The sequence below is a fragment of the Robiginitalea sediminis genome, from assembly GCF_002198115.1.
GTDB lineage: Bacteria > Bacteroidota > Bacteroidia > Flavobacteriales > Flavobacteriaceae > Robiginitalea > Robiginitalea sediminis.
This window is the reverse complement of the sequence record NZ_NGNR01000001.1, coordinates 843,541-861,820: the sequence shown is the minus strand read 5'-3', so window position 1 is coordinate 861,820 and position 18,280 is coordinate 843,541. Positions and strand designations below refer to the sequence as shown.

Annotated in this window: 16 protein-coding genes; 9 read left to right on the top strand and 7 right to left on the bottom strand. The window is 57.3% G+C overall.

Annotated elements, in window-relative coordinates:
- Positions 1–13 precede the first annotated feature (13 nt).
- Genes CA832_RS03850 through hypE form a run of 6 tightly spaced genes read left to right on the top strand, consistent with a single transcriptional unit; the run spans position 14 to position 7,420 of the window.
- Positions 14–1,747, top strand: a complete 1,734-nt coding sequence (locus tag CA832_RS03850) for a nickel-dependent hydrogenase large subunit (protein WP_088340226.1) — start codon at positions 14–16, stop codon at positions 1,745–1,747.
- A gap of 11 nt (positions 1,748–1,758) precedes the next feature.
- Entirely contained in the window at positions 1,759–2,511 is a 753-nt protein-coding gene (gene cybH / locus CA832_RS03845) for a Ni/Fe-hydrogenase, b-type cytochrome subunit (protein ID WP_088340225.1), read from the top strand.
- Positions 2,512–2,514: 3 nt separating this feature from the next.
- Complete coding sequence (locus tag CA832_RS03840; RefSeq protein WP_088340224.1) at positions 2,515–3,054, top strand: hydrogenase maturation protease; 540 nt, start codon at positions 2,515–2,517, stop codon at positions 3,052–3,054.
- A complete protein-coding gene (hypF, locus tag CA832_RS03835) occupies positions 3,051–5,312 on the top strand; it encodes a carbamoyltransferase HypF (RefSeq protein WP_158211874.1) in 2,262 nt (753 codons plus the stop codon). Before CA832_RS03840 ends, hypF begins: the two co-directional genes overlap by 4 nt.
- Complete coding sequence (gene hypD, locus CA832_RS03830) at positions 5,309–6,391, top strand: hydrogenase formation protein HypD (RefSeq protein WP_088340222.1); 1,083 nt, start codon at positions 5,309–5,311, stop codon at positions 6,389–6,391. Before hypF ends, hypD begins: the two co-directional genes overlap by 4 nt.
- Before the next feature lie 6 nt (positions 6,392–6,397).
- Positions 6,398–7,420, top strand: coding sequence for a hydrogenase expression/formation protein HypE (gene hypE, locus CA832_RS03825; protein WP_088340221.1), 1,023 nt, complete (start codon positions 6,398–6,400; stop codon positions 7,418–7,420).
- On the opposite strand, the gene CA832_RS03820 is transcribed toward hypE, so the two are convergent.
- The 5 genes from CA832_RS03820 to CA832_RS03800 form a co-directional block, all read right to left on the bottom strand.
- Complete coding sequence (locus CA832_RS03820; protein WP_088340220.1) at positions 7,417–8,112, bottom strand: urease accessory protein UreH domain-containing protein; 696 nt, start codon at positions 8,110–8,112, stop codon at positions 7,417–7,419. The two genes, hypE and CA832_RS03820, sit on opposite strands and share 4 nt — an antisense overlap.
- Positions 8,113–8,177: 65 nt before the next feature.
- Entirely contained in the window at positions 8,178–8,375 is a 198-nt protein-coding gene (locus tag CA832_RS03815; RefSeq protein WP_088340219.1) for a helix-turn-helix transcriptional regulator, read from the bottom strand.
- A gap of 22 nt (positions 8,376–8,397) precedes the next feature.
- Positions 8,398–8,811 carry a hypothetical protein gene (locus tag CA832_RS03810; protein WP_088340218.1) on the bottom strand — a complete coding sequence of 138 codons (414 nt, stop codon included), beginning with the start codon at positions 8,809–8,811 and terminating at the stop codon, positions 8,398–8,400.
- A 146-nt stretch (positions 8,812–8,957) separates the two neighbouring features.
- Positions 8,958–9,593: a hypothetical protein gene (locus tag CA832_RS03805; protein ID WP_088340217.1), complete on the bottom strand. Its 636-nt coding sequence runs from the start codon at positions 9,591–9,593 to the stop codon at positions 8,958–8,960.
- A gap of 118 nt (positions 9,594–9,711) precedes the next feature.
- Positions 9,712–12,855 carry a glycosyl hydrolase gene (locus CA832_RS03800; RefSeq protein WP_088340216.1) on the bottom strand — a complete coding sequence of 1,048 codons (3,144 nt, stop codon included), beginning with the start codon at positions 12,853–12,855 and terminating at the stop codon, positions 9,712–9,714.
- A gap of 120 nt (positions 12,856–12,975) precedes the next feature.
- Here CA832_RS03800 and CA832_RS03795 point away from each other — a divergent pair, with 120 nt between their 5' ends.
- Positions 12,976–14,484 (top strand): serine hydrolase, encoded by a 1,509-nt coding sequence (locus CA832_RS03795; RefSeq protein WP_088340215.1) that lies wholly within the window; start codon positions 12,976–12,978, stop codon positions 14,482–14,484.
- A gap of 11 nt (positions 14,485–14,495) precedes the next feature.
- Here CA832_RS03795 and CA832_RS03790 read toward each other — a convergent pair whose 3' ends face one another.
- The gene (locus CA832_RS03790; protein WP_233131725.1) at positions 14,496–15,428 is read right to left on the bottom strand and encodes a 3-keto-disaccharide hydrolase; all 933 of its coding nucleotides are present in this window, start codon (positions 15,426–15,428) and stop codon (positions 14,496–14,498) included.
- A gap of 109 nt (positions 15,429–15,537) precedes the next feature.
- On the opposite strand from CA832_RS03790, the gene CA832_RS03785 reads away from it, so the two are divergent.
- Positions 15,538–16,032: a GNAT family N-acetyltransferase gene (locus CA832_RS03785; RefSeq protein WP_088340213.1), complete on the top strand. Its 495-nt coding sequence runs from the start codon at positions 15,538–15,540 to the stop codon at positions 16,030–16,032.
- 42 nt (positions 16,033–16,074) lie between these two features.
- Here the strand turns inward: CA832_RS03785 and CA832_RS03780 are convergent, their stop codons facing one another.
- Positions 16,075–17,676, bottom strand: a complete 1,602-nt coding sequence (locus tag CA832_RS03780) for a zinc-binding metallopeptidase family protein (protein ID WP_088340212.1) — start codon at positions 17,674–17,676, stop codon at positions 16,075–16,077.
- A 151-nt stretch (positions 17,677–17,827) separates the two neighbouring features.
- On the opposite strand from CA832_RS03780, the gene CA832_RS03775 reads away from it, so the two are divergent.
- Entirely contained in the window at positions 17,828–18,229 is a 402-nt protein-coding gene (locus CA832_RS03775; protein WP_088340211.1) for a hypothetical protein, read from the top strand.
- The last annotated feature ends 51 nt before the right edge of the window (positions 18,230–18,280 follow it).

Genomic DNA, 18,280 nt, shown 5'->3' with positions numbered 1-18,280 from the left:
AAAATAAACCACCATGGCCAATAGAATTGTAGTGGACCCCATTACCCGGATAGAAGGCCACCTCCGCATTGAGGTGGAAGTCAAAGATGGGAAAATCACAGACGCCTATAGCTCGAGCCCAATGGTCCGGGGGCTCGAAAATATCGTAAAGGGACGGGACCCGAGGGACGTTTGGGCCTTTGTTCAGCGCGCCTGCGGGGTGTGTACCACTGTCCATGCCCTGGCCTCGGTCCGTTCTGTTGAGGACGCCCTGGGCATCCAGATCCCGCCCAATGCGGAAATGGTCCGCAACATCATGGAGGGTGCCCTTTATATGCACGACCACGTGGTCCACTTCTACCACCTCCACGCCCTGGATTGGGTAGATGTGGTGAATGCCCTCCAGGCCGACCCGGCGGAAACCTCCGCCCTGGCGCAGAGTATCTCCTCCTGGCCGAAAAGCTCCCCCGGGTATTTCTCCGACATCAAGAAACGGATCACCCGGTTCGTAGAGAGCGGACAGCTCGGCATTTTTGCCAATGGCTACTGGGGGCACCCGCAAATGAAGCTCCCGCCGGCGGTAAACCTGCTGGCCGTGGCCCACTATCTGGAAGCCCTGGAATGGCAGAAGGAAATCGTCAAGGTTCACACCATTTTTGGCGGGAAAAACCCCCACCCCAACTACCTGGTAGGCGGGATGGCATGCGCCATCAATACCGAAAGTCCGGGCGGCATAAATGCCGAACGCCTGGCCTATGTGGGTCGCCTGCTGAAAGAGGGGCAACAATTCGTGGAACAAGTCTACCTGCCCGACCTGATGGCCATCGCCTCCTTCTATAAGGATTGGGGGGCTATTGGCAAAGGGTTTGGAAACTATATGTGCTATGGGGACTTCCCCACTAACGGCTATGCCGACGTATCTAGCTTTAAATTCCCGCAGGGCATTATCCTGGACCGCGACCTGAGCAAGGTCTACGATGTAGACCACCGGGGCGGGGACATCGAGGAGTTCGTAAACAACTCCTGGTATGAGGACTACGCCGAGGGGCGCGAAGCCGGGAAACACCCCTGGGACGGGGAGACCAACATCAAATATACCGGACCCAAACCTCCCTACGACTCCCTGGACGTAAGCCAGCCCTACAGCTTTATCAAAACCCCGCGCTGGCAAGGCAAGCCCATGGAAGTGGGTCCGCTAGCCAGACTATTGGTAGGTTATGCACGGGGCAACCAGGAAATCCAGGAACTGGTCAACGGCGCCCTCGCCCAGCTGGATGTGCCGGTAGACGCCCTGTTCTCCACCCTGGGCCGGACTGCGGCCAGAGGCCTGGAAACACGGCTGGTGGCCAACTGGACCATGGAATTCTACAATACCCTGCTCAACAACATCAAAAATGGGGATACGCGCATGGCCAATACCGAGCGGTGGGAACCCGACACCTGGCCGGCAGATGCCAAAGGGGTAGGGTTCAGCGAAGCGCCCCGGGGCTCCCTGGCTCACTGGATCCGCATAGAGGAAGGAAAAACCGCCAATTATCAGTTGGTGGTACCCTCTACCTGGAATGCCTCCCCGAGGGATCCCAAAGGCCAGCGTTCGGCTTACGAGTCCACGCTACTGGACACCCCGGTAGCCGACCCGGAGCTGCCGCTTGAAATTATCCGAACCATTCATTCCTTCGACCCCTGCATTGCCTGTGCGGTGCACCTGTATGATGAGAAGGGAAGGCATATTTCGCAGGTACAGAACCTGTCCAGTTGTGACATCTAAACCCCGGCACTATGGCTTCTAAGAACTATAAACGCGTTTATGTCTGGGAACTCCCGGTGCGCTTTTTCCATTGGATTAACGTACTCTCCATTACGGTCCTGGCAGTTACCGGGTTTATCATCGCAGACCCCCCTGCCCTCATGTCGAGCCGGGAAGCCTCGGAGACTTACCTTTTCGGGACCGTTCGGTTTATCCATTTTGCCGCGGCCTATGTGTTCTTTTTCAATATGATCCTGCGGGTTTACTGGTCCTTTGTGGGCAACCGGTTTTCCCACTGGAAGTCGTTCCTTCCCTTTAGCCGGAAAATGCGCCGCAACATCCTCCATGTCCTGAAAGTGGATATCCTGCTGCGCAACGACAAGGTGGAAGACGTGCGCAACATCAGCGTTGGGCACAATTCCGTTGCCGCCCTGTCCTACCTGGCACTCTTTGCAGTGGGCCTGGTGCAGGTCTTTACCGGTTTCGGGCTGTATTCGGGTTCTTCTGAATGGTGGCTGCCCCAGCTATTTGCCTGGGTGGTCCCGCTGTTCGGGGGCGATTTTATGGTCCGCACCATCCACCATGTGGCTACATGGGTGTTTATCCTCTTTACCCTGGTCCATGTCTACCTGGTGTTCTACCACGACTGGCTGGAAGGCCGGGGCGAGGTATCTTCCATGTTTGGCGGATATAAATTCGTTTGTGAGGAGCGGATCCACAAGGAGGACATCGTGGAATTACAACCTGACAAGGAAAAGGAAACCCCTGCAAAAACCGCAAGCTAGATTATGGATGGAATACCCGACATGCCCGAGGCTGTAAGCAGCGACGCCTATTACTTTGAAAAAGACAAGTCCGGAGCCATCCTGGTCATGGGAGTTGGCAATTACCTGATGGGTGATGAGGGGATTGGTGTCCGCATCATAGAGGCCCTATCGCGTCAGTCGTTGCCACAGTACGTGGACTTACTGGACGGGGGTACGGGCGGGTTCCTGCTGCTGGATCGGTTCCATGCATATGGCACCATCATCTTCGTGGATGCCACTATGGATGGCGAACCTGCGGGGACCACCCAATGGCTTCGCCCGAAATTTGCAAGCGACTTTCCTTCTGCCCTTAGCGTCCACGACCTGGGGCTTAAGGATATGATCGAGGCGGTATACCTGATGGAACACCAGCCGGACTTGTACCTCCTTACCGTATCCATAGACGGGATTACTCCCATGACGGTGGACCTTTCCGATGCCGTAAAGGCCGCCATTCCGACAGCCTCGGAGCAAATCCTGACCTTGGCGCAAAACCTGTTCCACGAAAAACAGGCTGTGTGAACCGCACCTACCGCATTGTGCTCCAGGGCAGGGTGCAAGGGGTGGGGTTCCGGCCGTTTGTTTGCCGGGAGGCATCGCGGCTAGGCCTCTTTGGAACGGTTTCCAATAACGAAGAAGGGGTGCTTATCCTGGCCACCGGGCCGGAAAAGAAACTACAGGAATTTTATACCCAGGTTACCTCCAAGCCCCCTCCCCTGGCACGGATACACCATCACGACTACACCATTTCTGAGATTCATTACAGCGAGGCATTCCGGATTGTTCCTTCCGAAACTAGTGCCCCGCTGAATCTGCAACTCACCCCGGATTTCGCCTTATGCCCGGAGTGTGCGGCCGAATTGCAGGACCCACAAAACCGTCGTTGGGCCTATCCTTTTACCAGCTGCGTGAAATGCGGCCCCCGCTGGTCGGTTACCCGTACCTTTCCTTTCGAACGGGAACACACCAGCATGGAGGCTTTTCCACAATGCCCGGATTGCCTGGCCGAATATACCAACCCCACCCACCGCCGCTTCCATTCCCAAACCAACAGCTGCCCTACTTGCGGTATCGGTTTCCGGCTCCGGAAAGCAGATGGAACCGATTGCGGACTGCAGGGCCTGGCCGTATTCGAGGAAATGGGCAGGCTACTGGAATCGGGGGCCATCCTGGCCATAGAAAACCAGTCGGGCTTCCTGCTGTGTTGCGATGCCGCCCAAGCCCCAACCATCAGGCGCCTTCGGGAGCAAAAACAGCGACCGGTTAAACCCTTTGCCCTGCTCTATCCGTCCCTGGAGCGCCTGGAAGCCGAGCTGTCGCCTTCTCCCCGGGAGTGGGCCGAACTCCTGTCCCCAGAGCACCCCATCGTCCTGCTCTCAACTCATACGTATACCGGGGGTGTTTGCCTGGAGGAGGTGGCCCCCGGGCTCGACCAGCTTGGGGTGATGCTTCCCTACAGCGGGGTTCTGGAATTGCTTTCGAGCACGTTTCCACAGCCTATAATCGCCACCAGCGGGAACCTCCATGGTTCCCCTATCTGCCACAGACCTGATGAAGCGCGGGAAAAACTCCGGGGGGTGGCGGACTATTTCTTTGAGCACGACCTGGAAATCCTCCACCCCCAGGACGATTCGGTGGTTCGGTATACGCCCGGTGGGCAACGTATTATGCTCCGTCGCTCCAGGGGGTTTGCCCCCAACGCCGGGGCTGCACCTGATGGGGCGGAAGGGGCCCGGCTCCTGGCCATGGGGGCAGACCTGAAGAGTACCCTGGCGTACCTGCCCAATGGCTTCCTCTACCTCAGCGAATACCTGGGAAACCTCACTAACTACGAGGTCTACAACCGCTTCTCCCGGGTAGCCTCTGGTTTTACCTCCATATTCAACAGCCTCCCCAAGGCCATCCTAGCCGATGCCCACCCCGGTTACCACAGTACCCATTACGGACAAAAGTGGGCCCAAAAATTGGGGGTTCCCTGCCACCTGGTCCAGCACCACATGGCCCATTTTGCGGCACTTTTGGGCGAACACAACCTCCTGGAGGCTTCTGAGCCTATCCTTGGAGTGGTTTGGGACGGGACGGGGTATGGCACGGACGGACACATCTGGGGAGGGGAGTTTTTCGACTATTCGAGGGGAAAGATGACCCGCCAGGGTCACGTGGAGTACTTTGACTGGCTGGCCGGGGATAAAATGTCCCGGGAACCCAGGCTATCGCTCCTGGCCATTGGGGATCTATCCTGGGATGAAACCAGGCGAAAGTTCCGTGCGGAAGAATGGCAGGTATACCAAAGGCTCCTGCCCAAAAACCGGGTTAAATCCTCTTCGGTGGGTCGGCTGTTCGATGCCGTGGCTTCCCTTACAGGTCTTTGCGACCACAATACCTTCGAAGGGGAAGCTGCAATGAAACTGGAAGCCCAGGCCAGGGCTTTTGACTGGGACAAGGCCACCTGTTACGCTGGTCTGACACCAGAAGGAAATATCCCGGCCAGGGGTTTGCTCACAAGGGTCCTGAAAGACAGGCAGGCCGGGGTGGAAGTCCCCCAGATTATTGGTAACTTTATGTACACCCTGGCCCGAATAGTTTTCGAAAAGGCTACCCGTGGCGGGTATTCCCGGATCGGGTGCAGCGGGGGCGTCTTCCAGAACGCCTTTTTGGTCGAAGCTTTAAGCCGCCTGTGCGAAGGGCGGTTCCAGCTCATCCTGCACCGGGAACTGCCACCCAACGACGAAAATATTGCCTACGGCCAGCTCATGTACCATTTATACTGCAACCGATGAAGCACCTTACCGAATACCGGGACCTGGAAGCCACCCAGAAGGTTATTGCGCAAATCGGGAAAACCGCTACGCGCACCTGGAAGATCATGGAGATCTGCGGTGGTCAGACCCACAGCCTGGTCCGAAACGGCATCCTGCAATTGCTACCGGAGACCATCCAGATGATCCACGGCCCCGGATGCCCGGTTTGCGTAACCCCGGCAGACCTGATAGACCAGGCCGTAGCCCTAATGGAAAAAGGGGTTATCCTGTGTTCCTTCGGCGATATGATCCGGGTGCCCGGCAACCGTATGAGTTTGCTTGAGGCCAAGGCCAACGGAGGTGACCTCCGGGTGCTGTACTCCCCCCTGGAAGCCGTTCGCATTGCCCGCGAAAACCCGGGCCGGGAAGTCGTCTTCTTCGCTGTGGGGTTTGAAACTACCGCTCCGGCCAATGCGCTTTCGGTCCTGCAGGCCAGCAAGGAAGGCTTACAGAATTATTCCATCCTGGTTTCCCATGTGCTGGTCCCCCCGGCCATGGAAGGCATTCTGGACGACCCGTTCTGCCAGATAGACGCCTTCTTAGGCGCGGGCCACGTTTGCGCCATCATGGGTTACCGGGAATACCACCCCATCGCCGCTCGTTTTAAGATCCCCATCGTGGTAACGGGTTTTGAACCCCTGGACCTCGTACAGGGGATTTACCACGCCGTACGGCAGCTGGAAGCCGGGGAATACCGGGTGGAAAACCAGTATACGCGGGCCGTTACGGAAGAAGGAAATACGGCTGCCCAGCAAGTCATCCAACAGGTGTTCCGGGTCTCAGACCGCAAATGGCGCGGCATCGGCACTATCCCAAACAGCGGGTATGCCATGCGACCGGAATTCGCGGCCTTCGACGCAGAACAGAAACTGGACCTCCAACAACCTTCGGAGTCTCGGGAAAACCCCTGCATGGCCGGGGCTATCCTGAAGGGGCAGAAAAAACCCCGGGAGTGCCCGTATTTTGGAAAAGAGTGCACCCCGAGGTCGCCAATGGGCGCCCCCATGGTGTCATCCGAGGGCGCCTGCGCCGCATACTATCATTTTGCCCACCAGTAATTAGCTATGAAAGACCCAACCCTGCCGGAAACCATCCAACTGGGCCACGGAAGTGGCGGAATCATGACCCGCGAACTGCTGGATCAGATTGTATTCGAATATTTTGGCAATCCCCTTCTGGACCGGAAGCACGACGGTGCGGTTCTGGATATTCCCGGGCCTGTGGCTATTTCCACCGATAGCTTTGTGGTTTCTCCCATCTTTTTTCCCGGAGGGGATATCGGCGACCTGGCCATCAACGGGACGGTCAATGACGTGGCCATGTGCGGGGCACGGCCCCGGTACCTGAGCCTGGGCTTTATCCTGGAAGAAGGGCTGCCCCTGGAGGCCTTCCGCAGGGTGGTCCAGTCGGTTCGCAAGGCAGCCGATGCGGCCGGTGTGCAGATCGTAACCGGGGATACCAAGGTGGTGGAAAAAGGCAAAGGGGACCAGATTTTTATCAACACCACCGGGATTGGCACGCTCCACCCTGGGGCAAATATCGGTCTGGAACGGGTAAAGGAAGGGGACTCTCTGCTGCTTAGCGGGCCGCTCGCCGCACACGGGATGGCTATTATGTCCAAGCGGGAAGGGCTGGAATTCGAATCGGAGATTCGCAGCGACACCGCCCCCCTGCACGAGATAATCCTGGCGTTGCTGGACCGCTTCGGGGATAAGGTCCACCTGCTTCGGGACCCTACCCGTGGGGGGCTGGCCAGCGTTTGTTCCGAAATTGCCGGGGACGCCGGGTTGGGAATCTTTTTGGACGAAACCCAAATTCCGGTAGACAGCCAGGTTTCGGCCGCCTGCGAAATTTTAGGGCTCGACCCCCTTTACGTAGCCAACGAAGGGGTGTTCTGCGCCTTTGTGGAACCCGGAATAGCAGCGGAAGCCCTTGCCCTTGTCCAGGACCATAAAAACGGCAGGCAGGCTGCCCTGGTGGGAAACGTGACCGCAGAGCACGTCGGGAAAGTGGTCATGCGCAGCACCATTGGGGGAACGCGAATCGTAACCCCATTACTCGGAGAGCAACTCCCCCGTATTTGCTAATTGATCAGCATCCAGTACACCCCGATTAGCAGGGCAAAAAGCCCGCCGGCAAGGCGAATCCCACGGAAGAACATGGGGTTATGCCAGTTTTTGGCCAGTTCAGACAAGCGCCCCAGCAGCAGGGTAAACAGAGTCATGGCCAGGACGGTGCCCAACCCGAAGCCGCCGATATACGCCGCGGATTCTGCCCGGGTTTCGAACCCGAGCACCGGCAGGAATAACAGGAAGTGGGCAATGCCCGCGAGGCCGTGCAGAAAGCCGATGGAGAAGGTGGCCAACCCCCTGTTGCGCGGCCTTCCCTGATGGGTATGGCTGTGTGCGGGGGATTTCTCGTGGGAATGGGTGTGTTTATGCATATAGGGCGCCCCATCCTGGTGGATGTGCAAATGCGAGTGTTTCCCTTTGCGCACCACCCCGTAGAGCGCCCACAGCCCCACCACCACCAGTACCAGGCCCACCAATTGTTCACTGTACTGGGAAATGGTTTCTACCGGTATCATCTGCCGGAAAAGCATGAATAACAGGCCTATCAGGAGCATCCCCGTAAGGTGCGCCACCCCCCAGTTCAGGCCAATTTTCCAGGCTTTGCGCTTGCTCTCAATGGCAAAGGGGGTGACGGCCGCCAGGTGGTCCGGACCGGATATCACATGCAGGATCGCAGCGAACATTCCCGAAAACAGGGGAAAAATCATATGGCTATGGTATGGATCAACACTAAGGTAAACATTTGGAGCAAAGCGCCAATCCGCAAGGCGCACTATACCTCTTCGTAACGGAACACCTCTTCTATGGTTCTTCCGAACAAGCGGGCAATCCGGAAAGCCGTGGGGAGGCTGGGGTCGAACTTCTCCTTCTCGATGGCGTTGATGGTCTGCCGGGATACCCCTACCGCTTCGGCCAGGTCGCCCTGGGTGAGTTGCTTTTCGGCGCGCAGATCTCGGATGTTATTCTTCATTAGGTCTGTTTTTCGCCCTGTCCTAACAGTAGCGGCGCGTATTTACGATCATACTGATAATGTAGCAGGCCCCGGTAAAGAAAATCAGGATCCCGATTTCCGCATCCCAGGGGATCAGGTTGGTGATGTCCATAACGGAATACCCGATCCCTGCCACCAGGGTCAGGCCCAGGGTAATCCCCATAGATTCCAGCTGGATCTTGCGCTCCAATTCGTCCATCAGCGTCATCAGGTGTTTATAGGTCCAAACCATCCCGATGCCCACCAGAAGATTCAGTGCCAGGAACACCGCGGTTATCCATGGCGTACCCGACCACAGGGATTTATGCCCGAAGACTACCAGGGCTTTCGTGAGGACCCAGAACAAGGTCCACAGGGACAGTTGCCGCAACACGCGCATTCGGCGCATCCTGGATTCATTTTGTGTTGTTTTCATATACGAGATTTTAGGTGAAATTTGTAAAGTTTGTTTGACAAATGTAAACAATATTTAACAAATGTCAAGTGTTGTTTACAAAAAATTCTGGAAAGGGCTTTTCCTTGCCCGAAAAAGGAAGGGTTTTCAGAAGGCAAAAAGGCGACTTAAAGGGGCGAGGTGGTGCTCCCCTCCCCATACTTGTGGAAAAGGTCGGCGAGCTCGGTCATCAAGTGGTCCACAATACGGCGGTCTGCCGCCCCCTTGCGGTGGAGGGCATAGGATATCCGCAGCTGTTCCTCCAGGAAGAAATCCAAGTCGTCTGAGCCATAGGGGTTAAAGGACTTCCAGGAGCGCAGGCCCTCCAGCATCCTGCGGTGGGCCAAAAACCGTTTACGCGCTGCTTCGAGGTCTTCCTGAACTATCCGGTTGGCAGCGTTTTGCGGTTTGGCTGCCTCGGTGTAAAGCTGTTGGTAGGATCGGGCAATACGGCGGTCTGCCTCGAGGGCCTCTGAGATGAGCCGAAAATAGGCCCGGCTTACCAGTTTCGGGTACCGCTCAATAAAGGCAGGGTCCACGTTCTCGTCGGTTATCTGTTCCAGGTCCGGGAGCGCAAAATAGGTAGTCTGCTGAAGGGAGGGTGAAGCGGAAGGCTGGGCGGCGGCAGTCTCCCACTGCTCCGAGGCCACAACGGTGCCCCATGCATCCCCATAGGTATCCTCCTGTTTCCCCCCGGCACAGGAGGTTAACAGCAAAAAGGCTCCCAAAAGGATGGGATAGGTGTAAACAACGGGGATTTTCACGCTTTACGGTTCTCGGAAGGTGAAAAAAGCACTTTTCGCGCGAACCGGAAAATAGCTTTGGCCAATGACCCGATTTCATCGACCAAGCGCCCGCTTTGAGCCTCCGGGAGCCAGGCTTTTACTCCGGGGCCGGGCCGGGATAATACACCGCCCCGACTCCCACGTCCCGAAGGGATGCATTAAAGGCGGGCACGGCATCATTGATAAGCTTCAGAGCCTCAGCCCGGTAGCCCGCCCACTGTCGGTTCAGGGCAGCCACTTTCTCCTTCGTGCCCTGGTTCACGCGGGGAATGCCGCTGTCTGCATGGTTAAAGGCCGTAATGTACTCGGCTGTAAACCCGTTCACAAAATTTTCCACATCGTCATAGGCCTTTGAAAGGCGCTGGACCATGGTCTTATCCCAGGCCTCCAGGGCACCTGAAAGCTCCTTTGCCTCTTCGAACTGGGCTTTATGCCCCATGGCTTCCAGGTGTTTCATCACCTCCTTGAGCCTAAGGTGCATCCCGTGCATGCGGTTCGTGATCTCGGTCATATCCCGGTAGGCAGCCTCTGCCGAGGCCATAAAAGTGTGGTAGTCGGCAAACTGCTCCGGGGTGGTCGGAATCCTCGGGTTGGGCAGGATGGCAGCAGAGGTGCTCAGGGGCTGACCGCCTGCTTCCAGTACCACCGTATAGGTTCCGGGAACAGCCTTGTGGCCCCGGAAACTCCCTTCGATATACACTTCCGGGGCCCCGGGCAGCATGGGGTACCGCAGGTCCCAGACCAATCGGTTCAGGCCTTTTTTGGCAGGCAGCACCCGCTCCCTTGGCGGGGCGCCTTCATATTCCTGGTAGCTGGGATCCGGCTTTGAGCTGTATGTCCTGACCGTGGCCCCGGCTGCATCGCGAATCGTAAGGGTCACTTCGGCAGACTCCGGCAACTCCGGTAATTCATAATAAATCACCATCCCACTGGCGGGATTAACACCCTCCGTATCGGAATACCCTGTGGGGTTGGCCCCGTTCATGCTGCTGTACCAGTTGGGGAAGACAACATCTTCCGGGCGGTACAGTTTTGCCGTTTTTGCCGGGCCTTCGAACTGTCGGATCAGGCCCATATCGTCCAAAATCCAGAAGGACCTCCCCTGGGTAGCCAGGATCAGGTCGCCGTGGCGGATTTGCAGGTCTGTGATGGGAACAATAGGCAGGTTGGAGCGGAAGTGTTCCCAGGATTTCCCCCCGTCGAAGGAGAGGTAAACCCCCAGTTCCGTCCCCGCAATGAGCAGGTCTTTACGTGCGGGGTCCTCACGGACCACCCGGGTATAGGCCCCGTAGGGAATCCCCTGGTCTATGCGGACCCAGGTTTTACCATAGTTGGTACTCTTGTACAGTGCGGGGGCAAAGTCATTGAATTTGTAGCGGGTGGCGGCCAGGTAAAATGTGCCCGGGTCGTGGGGGGAAACCTCGATGGCATTCACCAGGGTCTCGCCCATCCCCTTAGGGGTGATGTCTTCCCAATCCGCCCCGTTGTTCCGGGTAAGGTAGACCTTCCCGTCATCGCTCCCGGTAAGGATAACCCCCGGTTGGTGGGGGGATTCAATGACGTAGGCAATAGTGCCATAATTCTCAGCCCCCACAGCCTCGTTGGTATAGGGCCCGCCCCCGTTGCCCTGCTTTTCGTCCTGGTTCCCGGTCAGGTCCGGGGAGGCCACCTCCCAGGTGAGGCCGTCGTCCCTGGTGCGCAACAGGTACTGGGCGGCGTGGTAATAGGTATTGGGCTCATGCACGGATTTGATGATGGGCGCATTCCAGTTAAACAGGTATTTCATCTCCCGGGCCGGCAGCCCCAGGTACAGGTTGGGTTCTATCATGACCTGGGTGCTCGTCTGGGCCTCCACATCCAGGAGGTCCACGGTGCCGAGGTAACTACCCCCCATCACTTTTACCGGGTTCTTGGCGTCGAAGGCCAGGAAGGCGCTTTCACCCCCGGCGGAAGGTTCCCAGTGCTCCCTCCCGATCCCGGAGGACCCCAGCCCGATGCTGGAGATCTTCACCGAAGAATTATCCTGCTGCCCGCCATAGAGATTATAGGGGAACAGGCTGTCTACGGCCACGCGGTAAAACTGTGCGGTGGGCATCTGGTCCTGGCGGGACCAGTTCTTCCCCCCGTCGAAGGTGATTTCAGCCCCCCCGTCATCGGAAATAACCATGTTGTCGGGGTTGTCAGGGTTAATCCACAGGTCGTGGTAATCCCCATGGTGGGTCTGGATCTCCTCCCAGTTCCGGCCGCCATCGATGGAGCGATATGCCGAAGCGCTCAGTACATATACCGTATGTTCCTCCACCGGGTCCGGGAAAACCTCTATATAATACCAGGCCCGCTGGATAAGCCGGTGGTCCCCGCTTACGCGCTTCCAGTTCGCGCCCCCGTCCGAAGAGGTGAAAAGCCCACCGAGTTCCTTTTGGGAATCGCTTTCCAGAAGGGCGTAAACGCGGTCCGGGTTGGCGCGGGAAACCGCGATGGCCGTTTTCCCCTTCTCCTTGGGGAAGCCATTGTCTATGGGGCTCCAGGTCTCCCCGCCGTCTACAGATTTATAAAACCCACTGCCTTTGCCCCCGCTGATCACCGTCCAGGGTTTCCGCTGGTGCTCCCACATGGCGGCATACATCACCATGGGGTTGTGGTAATCAATCGAAAGGTCGCTGCAACCTGTTCTTTCATTCACAAATAAGGTTTGCTTCCAGGTATGGCCCCCGTCTGTGGACTTATATACCCCGCGCTCCATGCCCGGGCCATGGAGGGCCCCCTGTGCGGCCACCCAGACGATATCAGGGTTGTCCGGATGGATGATGATCCGGGAAATATGCCGGGTGAGTTCCAGGCCCATGTGCTGCCAGGTCTTGCCCCCGTCTGTGGACTTGTACACCCCGTCCCCATACGAGGTCATCACCCCCCTCGGGGCGTGCTCCCCCATCCCCACGTAGACCACGTTGGGATGGCTTTCGGAAACCGAAACCGTCCCCACAGAACCGGTCTTGAAATACCCGTCGGAGACATTCCGCCAGTACTGCCCTGCATCTGTGGTTTTCCAGAGGCCACCGCCGGTTGTTCCCATGTAATAGGTGAGCGGATCCCCCTTAACACCAGAAGATCCGGTGGAACGACCTCCTCGAAAAGGTCCTACATTCCGGTACTTAACGGGTTCCAGATAGGTGTTCAGGTCCTGCGCACAGACAGGAATCGCCAAAACGGAAAGGATGAGGGTAAAGTAAAAGTTACGCATGGGTTGGATTTATATCATCTGCTAAATGTAGGAGATTGGCAACGGAATTAAAACCCCCGGGCCACAAAATTCGCCCCGGTTTTGTACTTTAACGGGATAACCTTAAAACCAATACCCGCCATGGCCCGATCCCGCTACCTTCTTTGTTTATTTCACCTGTTGCTGATTGCCCTGCCTGCACTGCGCGCACAGAACCCCGGCGAATCCCTCGATGCCATGGTCCGCAAAGGCATGGCAGACTGGAAAATCCCGGGAATGGTCACTGCAGTAGTGCAGGACGGAGAGGTGGTCTTTAGTAATGCGTACGGGGTCAGTAACTTGCGATCCGAGGCTGCTGTAGACCGCCAAACGCTTTTCAATATGGGCTCCACCACAAAGGCCGTGGTCTGTATGGCCCTGGGAATCCTGGTGGACCGGGGGCAGCTGCAATGGGAGGACAAGGTGTACCGGCACTTACCCGAATTCCAACTCTCTGACCCATACATTAGGGAGGAAGCCCGCATCAAGGACCTGCTAACCCACAACCTGGGTATTTCCCAGGCAGACCTTATCTGGTTTGCAGACAGCACTTCCACAACCGAGGCCCTGGCCCGTTTCGCCCGGGCCGAAAAAGCCTACCCCACAAGGGGCGGCTACCAGTACAACAACCTGATGTACGCGGTGGCCGGGGAGGTTGTCCACGCAGTTTCCGGAAAACACTGGACCCGCTTTGTCCAGGATGAAATCTTCGCCCCCCTGGAGATGGACCGCACCGTGGCTATGGCCCGGGAGGTACAGAGCGCCGGGAATTGCGCCACGCCATACTACAAGGACCTCGATGGTAGCATCCACCCGGTGCCCCTCAACCAAAGTGACCAGATCGGGGCAGCCGGGATGATCTACACCTGCCTGGAAGATGTGGAACACTACCTGCAGATGCTTACCAGCAATGGTGCCTACAAAGGCAAACAACTCCTGTCCCGCCAAACCTTCGACTATTTGTTCAAACCCCACGCCTTTGTGCCGGAGCGGGACTTTTACCCAACCCGTCAGCTTACCGCGCCCCAATGGCATACCTATGGCCTTGGCTGGTTCCAGCACGACTACAGGGGGCAGAAACTCGATTTCCACACCGGTAGTATAACCGGGCTGGTGGCCATCGCAGGGGTCATGCACCACGCCAAAACAGCCGTGTATGTCATGGCCAACCTCGACCACGCGGAACTGCGCCACGCCATCCTTTACAAGGCCATGGACCTGTGGGCCTTCCAGGACGACAGCCGGGACTGGAACAGCGAAATCCAGAACCTCTATGGCTGGGTGCGGATACAGGCCCAGGAACAGGATCGAAAGATACAAGAGGCAAGGCTTCCCGATACACGTACTACCCTGCCATTAACGGCCTATGCCGGGAGGTATACCCACCCCATGCTGGGCACCCTGGAGGTGCGCCCGGATGGGGAGGGGCTGCTGCTGGATTTCAATGGATATGCCCGCTTCCAGGCCACTCACTGGCACTACGACACCTTCCGGACAACCCCGGAAAACCGCTACCGTATGAAACAGTTTGCCCAGTTCCTTATGGACCCGCAGGGCCAGGTCCGGGCCGTGGAGTTCCTGGGGGAAACCCTGGAGCGAAAGCCGGACTAGGTATCCGGTTCTTATTGCGGAACCGCAATCCGTATGTTCCGGTACTCCACCGGGCCGTGGTCGCCCTGCAGCATGATGGGGCCGGGCGAAGCCTCGTTACTGTCCAGCGCGCCCCCTGTAATACCGGGGATGATCTGGTTGTAGATGATGGTTTTCCCGTTGGCGACCACCGTTACCCGCCGGCCTACCAGGGTAATATCGTATTCCTGCCATTCCCCAGGCTTCCGGGCCGCATTTTCGTTGGGGGTGAGGAAACCATATACCCCTCCCAGGAAATGGGAATTGGGCTCCTTGCCCTGGCTGTCCTCTACCTGCACCTCATAACGGCCGCGCAGGTACACCCCGGAATTGGAATGCTCCGGATACCGGAACTCAATGTGAAGCTTAAAGTCCATAAAGGTCTCGGTGGTCATAAGGTTGGCACCCGAGGCCGGGCTCTTCAGGATCCCGTCCTCCACCACCCACTGGTTGGTCTGGCTCCCGGGGGTAGTGGTCCACCCGTCGAGGCCAGAGGCCGGGATCAGGGAGCGGGGTTCGGTCCAAGCAGCAGGCTCCTCGTGCATCAGCAGGGGGGCACGAACGCCGCGGAAGGCACGCGACATCCCCATATGGTCCAGGATATTTCCTTCCACCGCATCCCCATTGACCGTGCCGGTGAGGTGCATGTATTGGGACCCTATCCACTGAGGCGGGATCGAAAAGGAAAACAGGCCGTCTTTGAGGTGCACTTCGGAAATGGGGCGGGCACTTCCTGCCATACTCACAAAATGACCCACAAGGGCCTTGTTTCCGGATTGCTCCACTTCCAGCCAGGAAGGCAACCACCGGTCCCCATACTGGACTTCCAGGTCCCATCGGCCCAGCAGTTCGTTCCCTTGGGCAGTCATTTGGGCTACCCCTAAAACAACAGTAGCCAGTAAACAGAGGTGAAGGGAAGTACGCATAAGTTCAGACATTTTTTGTTTCGCTTAAATGTAGGGAATATTTGAAAGGGGCGAAATCCTGCGTCCCGCCGCGAATGCGTATTTTAGGCGTTGCATTTTCAGCTTTACCATGATTCAGATTGAACCGGCGCAGGATAATGTTGCCTTCCAAACCATTGCCCGGCTGGCAGACCGGATCTGGCGGGAACACTACATCCCCATCATCGGGAAACCCCAGGTAGATTACATGCTGGAAAAATACCAAAGCGTACCGGCCATTGCAGCGCAGGTGGCCGGAGGCATGGGGTATTACCTGGTCCGCGCTGATGGAGAGCCCGCGGGTTACCTGGCCTTTGAAAAACGGGAGGGCCATTTATTCCTGAGTAAAATCTACGTGGCCCAGGAATTCCGGGGCAAGGGCCTTGGCAGGCATGCCATGGATTTTGTCCGGGCCCGGGCAGCTGCCTGGGGCTGCTCGCATATTGCCCTTACCGTAAACAAGGACAATACCGAGTCTATCCGGGCCTATCTGCGAATGGGTTTTGAACAGGGCCCCGGGACCATTACGGACATCGGGGACGGCTTTATCATGGACGATTACCTGATGACCCTGACCCTCGGATAAGTCCTTTTTTATCTCCTAAAGCAGAACCACTCTGGCAATCCCCTATTCCTGCTTCAGCGTGGGGTATTCCACCCCCAGCTGCTCCAGATAGGTATCGTACCGGGATTCGTCAAAATAAAACGGCTCCAGCTGTGGCCGGTAGGTTTCCATTATGGTGGTGTTGAGTTCCACCGGGGGCGGATCCGATTCCGAGATCATGGGGCGGTAGGTGGTCTCCTTTTTCTGGACATTCTCGAAGTAGTCTTTGGCCTGGGCCACCAGCTGGGGTTGCATCAGGAAATCCAGCACCGTCATGGCCACTACCTTGGCCCCGGCCGTGGCACCCTTGTGGGCAATGGGGGTAGCCATGGCAATGGCATTGGACCAATGGTGCCCCTGCAGGCCCGGGATGTTGGACGGGAAACGCAGGGTTACCGTTGGCACGGTCCAGCTCACATCCCCGATATCATCCGAGCCGCCGCTAACCGGCTGCTCTACCGGAAGGCCGAGTTCCGAAAGCTCGGTAGCCAGGCCGGAGGTGTCTCGGGAACCGACTTCTTTCTGAACAGCCCGGGCGAGCTGCTGGTCGGCATCGGACCACTGGGGCAGGCCCACCGCTTTGATATTCTCGTACATGGTTTCGGCAATCACCTTGTTGAAGTGCCGCGGCCAGGCAGCCCCCAGCACGCGGGAGTGCATTTGCGTATCGGTCATCAGCGCGGCCCCCTCTGCAATGTGGTTGGCGTCTTCATACATTTCCATAATCCCCTCGTAGGTGACATCCCTGAGGTAAAACCAGATGGCTGCCTCGGAAGGTACCACATTGGGCTGGTCCCCGGCGTCGGTGAAGATGGAATGGGACCTTTTGAGCGGATGCAGGTGTTCGCGCTTGTAGTTCCAGCCGATATTCATCAGCTCTGCAGCATCCAGGGCGCTACGGCCCCGCCAGGGGGCACCGGCCGAATGGGCCGCTTCCCCACTAAAACCGTACTCCACCGAAATAAGGCCCGTTCCCCTGGCCTGCCCCCAGGAAACCGACAGGTTGCTGCTCACATGGGTGAAAATACACATGTCTATATCCTCAAAATACCCATCCCGGACAAACCAGGCCTTGGAGCCCAGCAATTCCTCGGCGATACCCGGCCACAACACCAGGGTACCCCCAATGTTCTCGCTTTCCATGATTTCCTGAACCGACAAGGCGGCTGTTACCAGTAGGGGCAATCCCGAGTTATGTCCCTCCCCATGGCCGGGCGCCCCCTCCACGATGGGTTTGTGGTAGGCCACCCCGGGGTACTGGGAAGCCTTGGGGATGCAATCCACATCGCTTCCCAGGGCAATCACCGGGCCTTCGCCCCTGGACCACCTGGCCAGCCAGGCCGTTGGGATTCCGGAAATACCGTAGGTGACCTCAAAGCCCGCTTCCTCCAGGATTTGGGTCAGGTAGGCAGAAGATTCCTTTTCATGGAAGCCCAGCTCAGCAAAGCTGAAGACCTTGTCGATCATCACCTGGGTTTGCTTGTGGCGCTTGGCCACAGCCTCCGAAGCCCGGGCTTTTTGTTTTCGGATACTGGATTTGGCATATGCCTGTTGGGCGCAGATTCCGGAGGGCAGGGCAAGGGCAAAGACCAGCACGGCTGCCATCAGGGGGAAACGGGTTTTCATTTTTATACAGGGTTGGTTACACCAGAAAGGTACAAAATGCACCCATATCCGGAAACAGCGCATTAAACCCATGGCGGAATTCCACGTCTAAGGATCGTCTGTAGGTGTTGTCTGCGCACTTAAAGGCAAAATCATTACCTTTAAGCTTGTTATGCTGCGTGCCTGTTCCATAGTGCTCTCTGCTCTGCTCCTGCTGCAAAGCCTGCACCTGAGTTTTCAGGACCTGGCGCAATTGGACGATTTGCTGGAGCACGCCCGTTACCACAAGGAACAATTCGGGGACAACCTGGTGACCTTCATTTCCAAACATTATGGTGACCTGAAAGAAGACCACAACCAGAACCACCAGGAGGAGCGCGAACAACACGAAAGGCTACCCTTCCAGCAACACCTGCAACTATGTATATCCCCTGTGTTCCTGGTAAAGCACCTCGACCTTGAGCTGCAAACCTCCCAGGAAAGCACGCGCAACAACGACCGGAACTTCCACTATCTCCTTTCCGGCTCTGCAGCCTTCACCCCAGGGGTCTTTCAGCCACCCAGACAGGCGTAGCCTTACTCCTTGCTCGCCTTTTTTTGAACTCGGCAGCCTACCCAGGGCTCC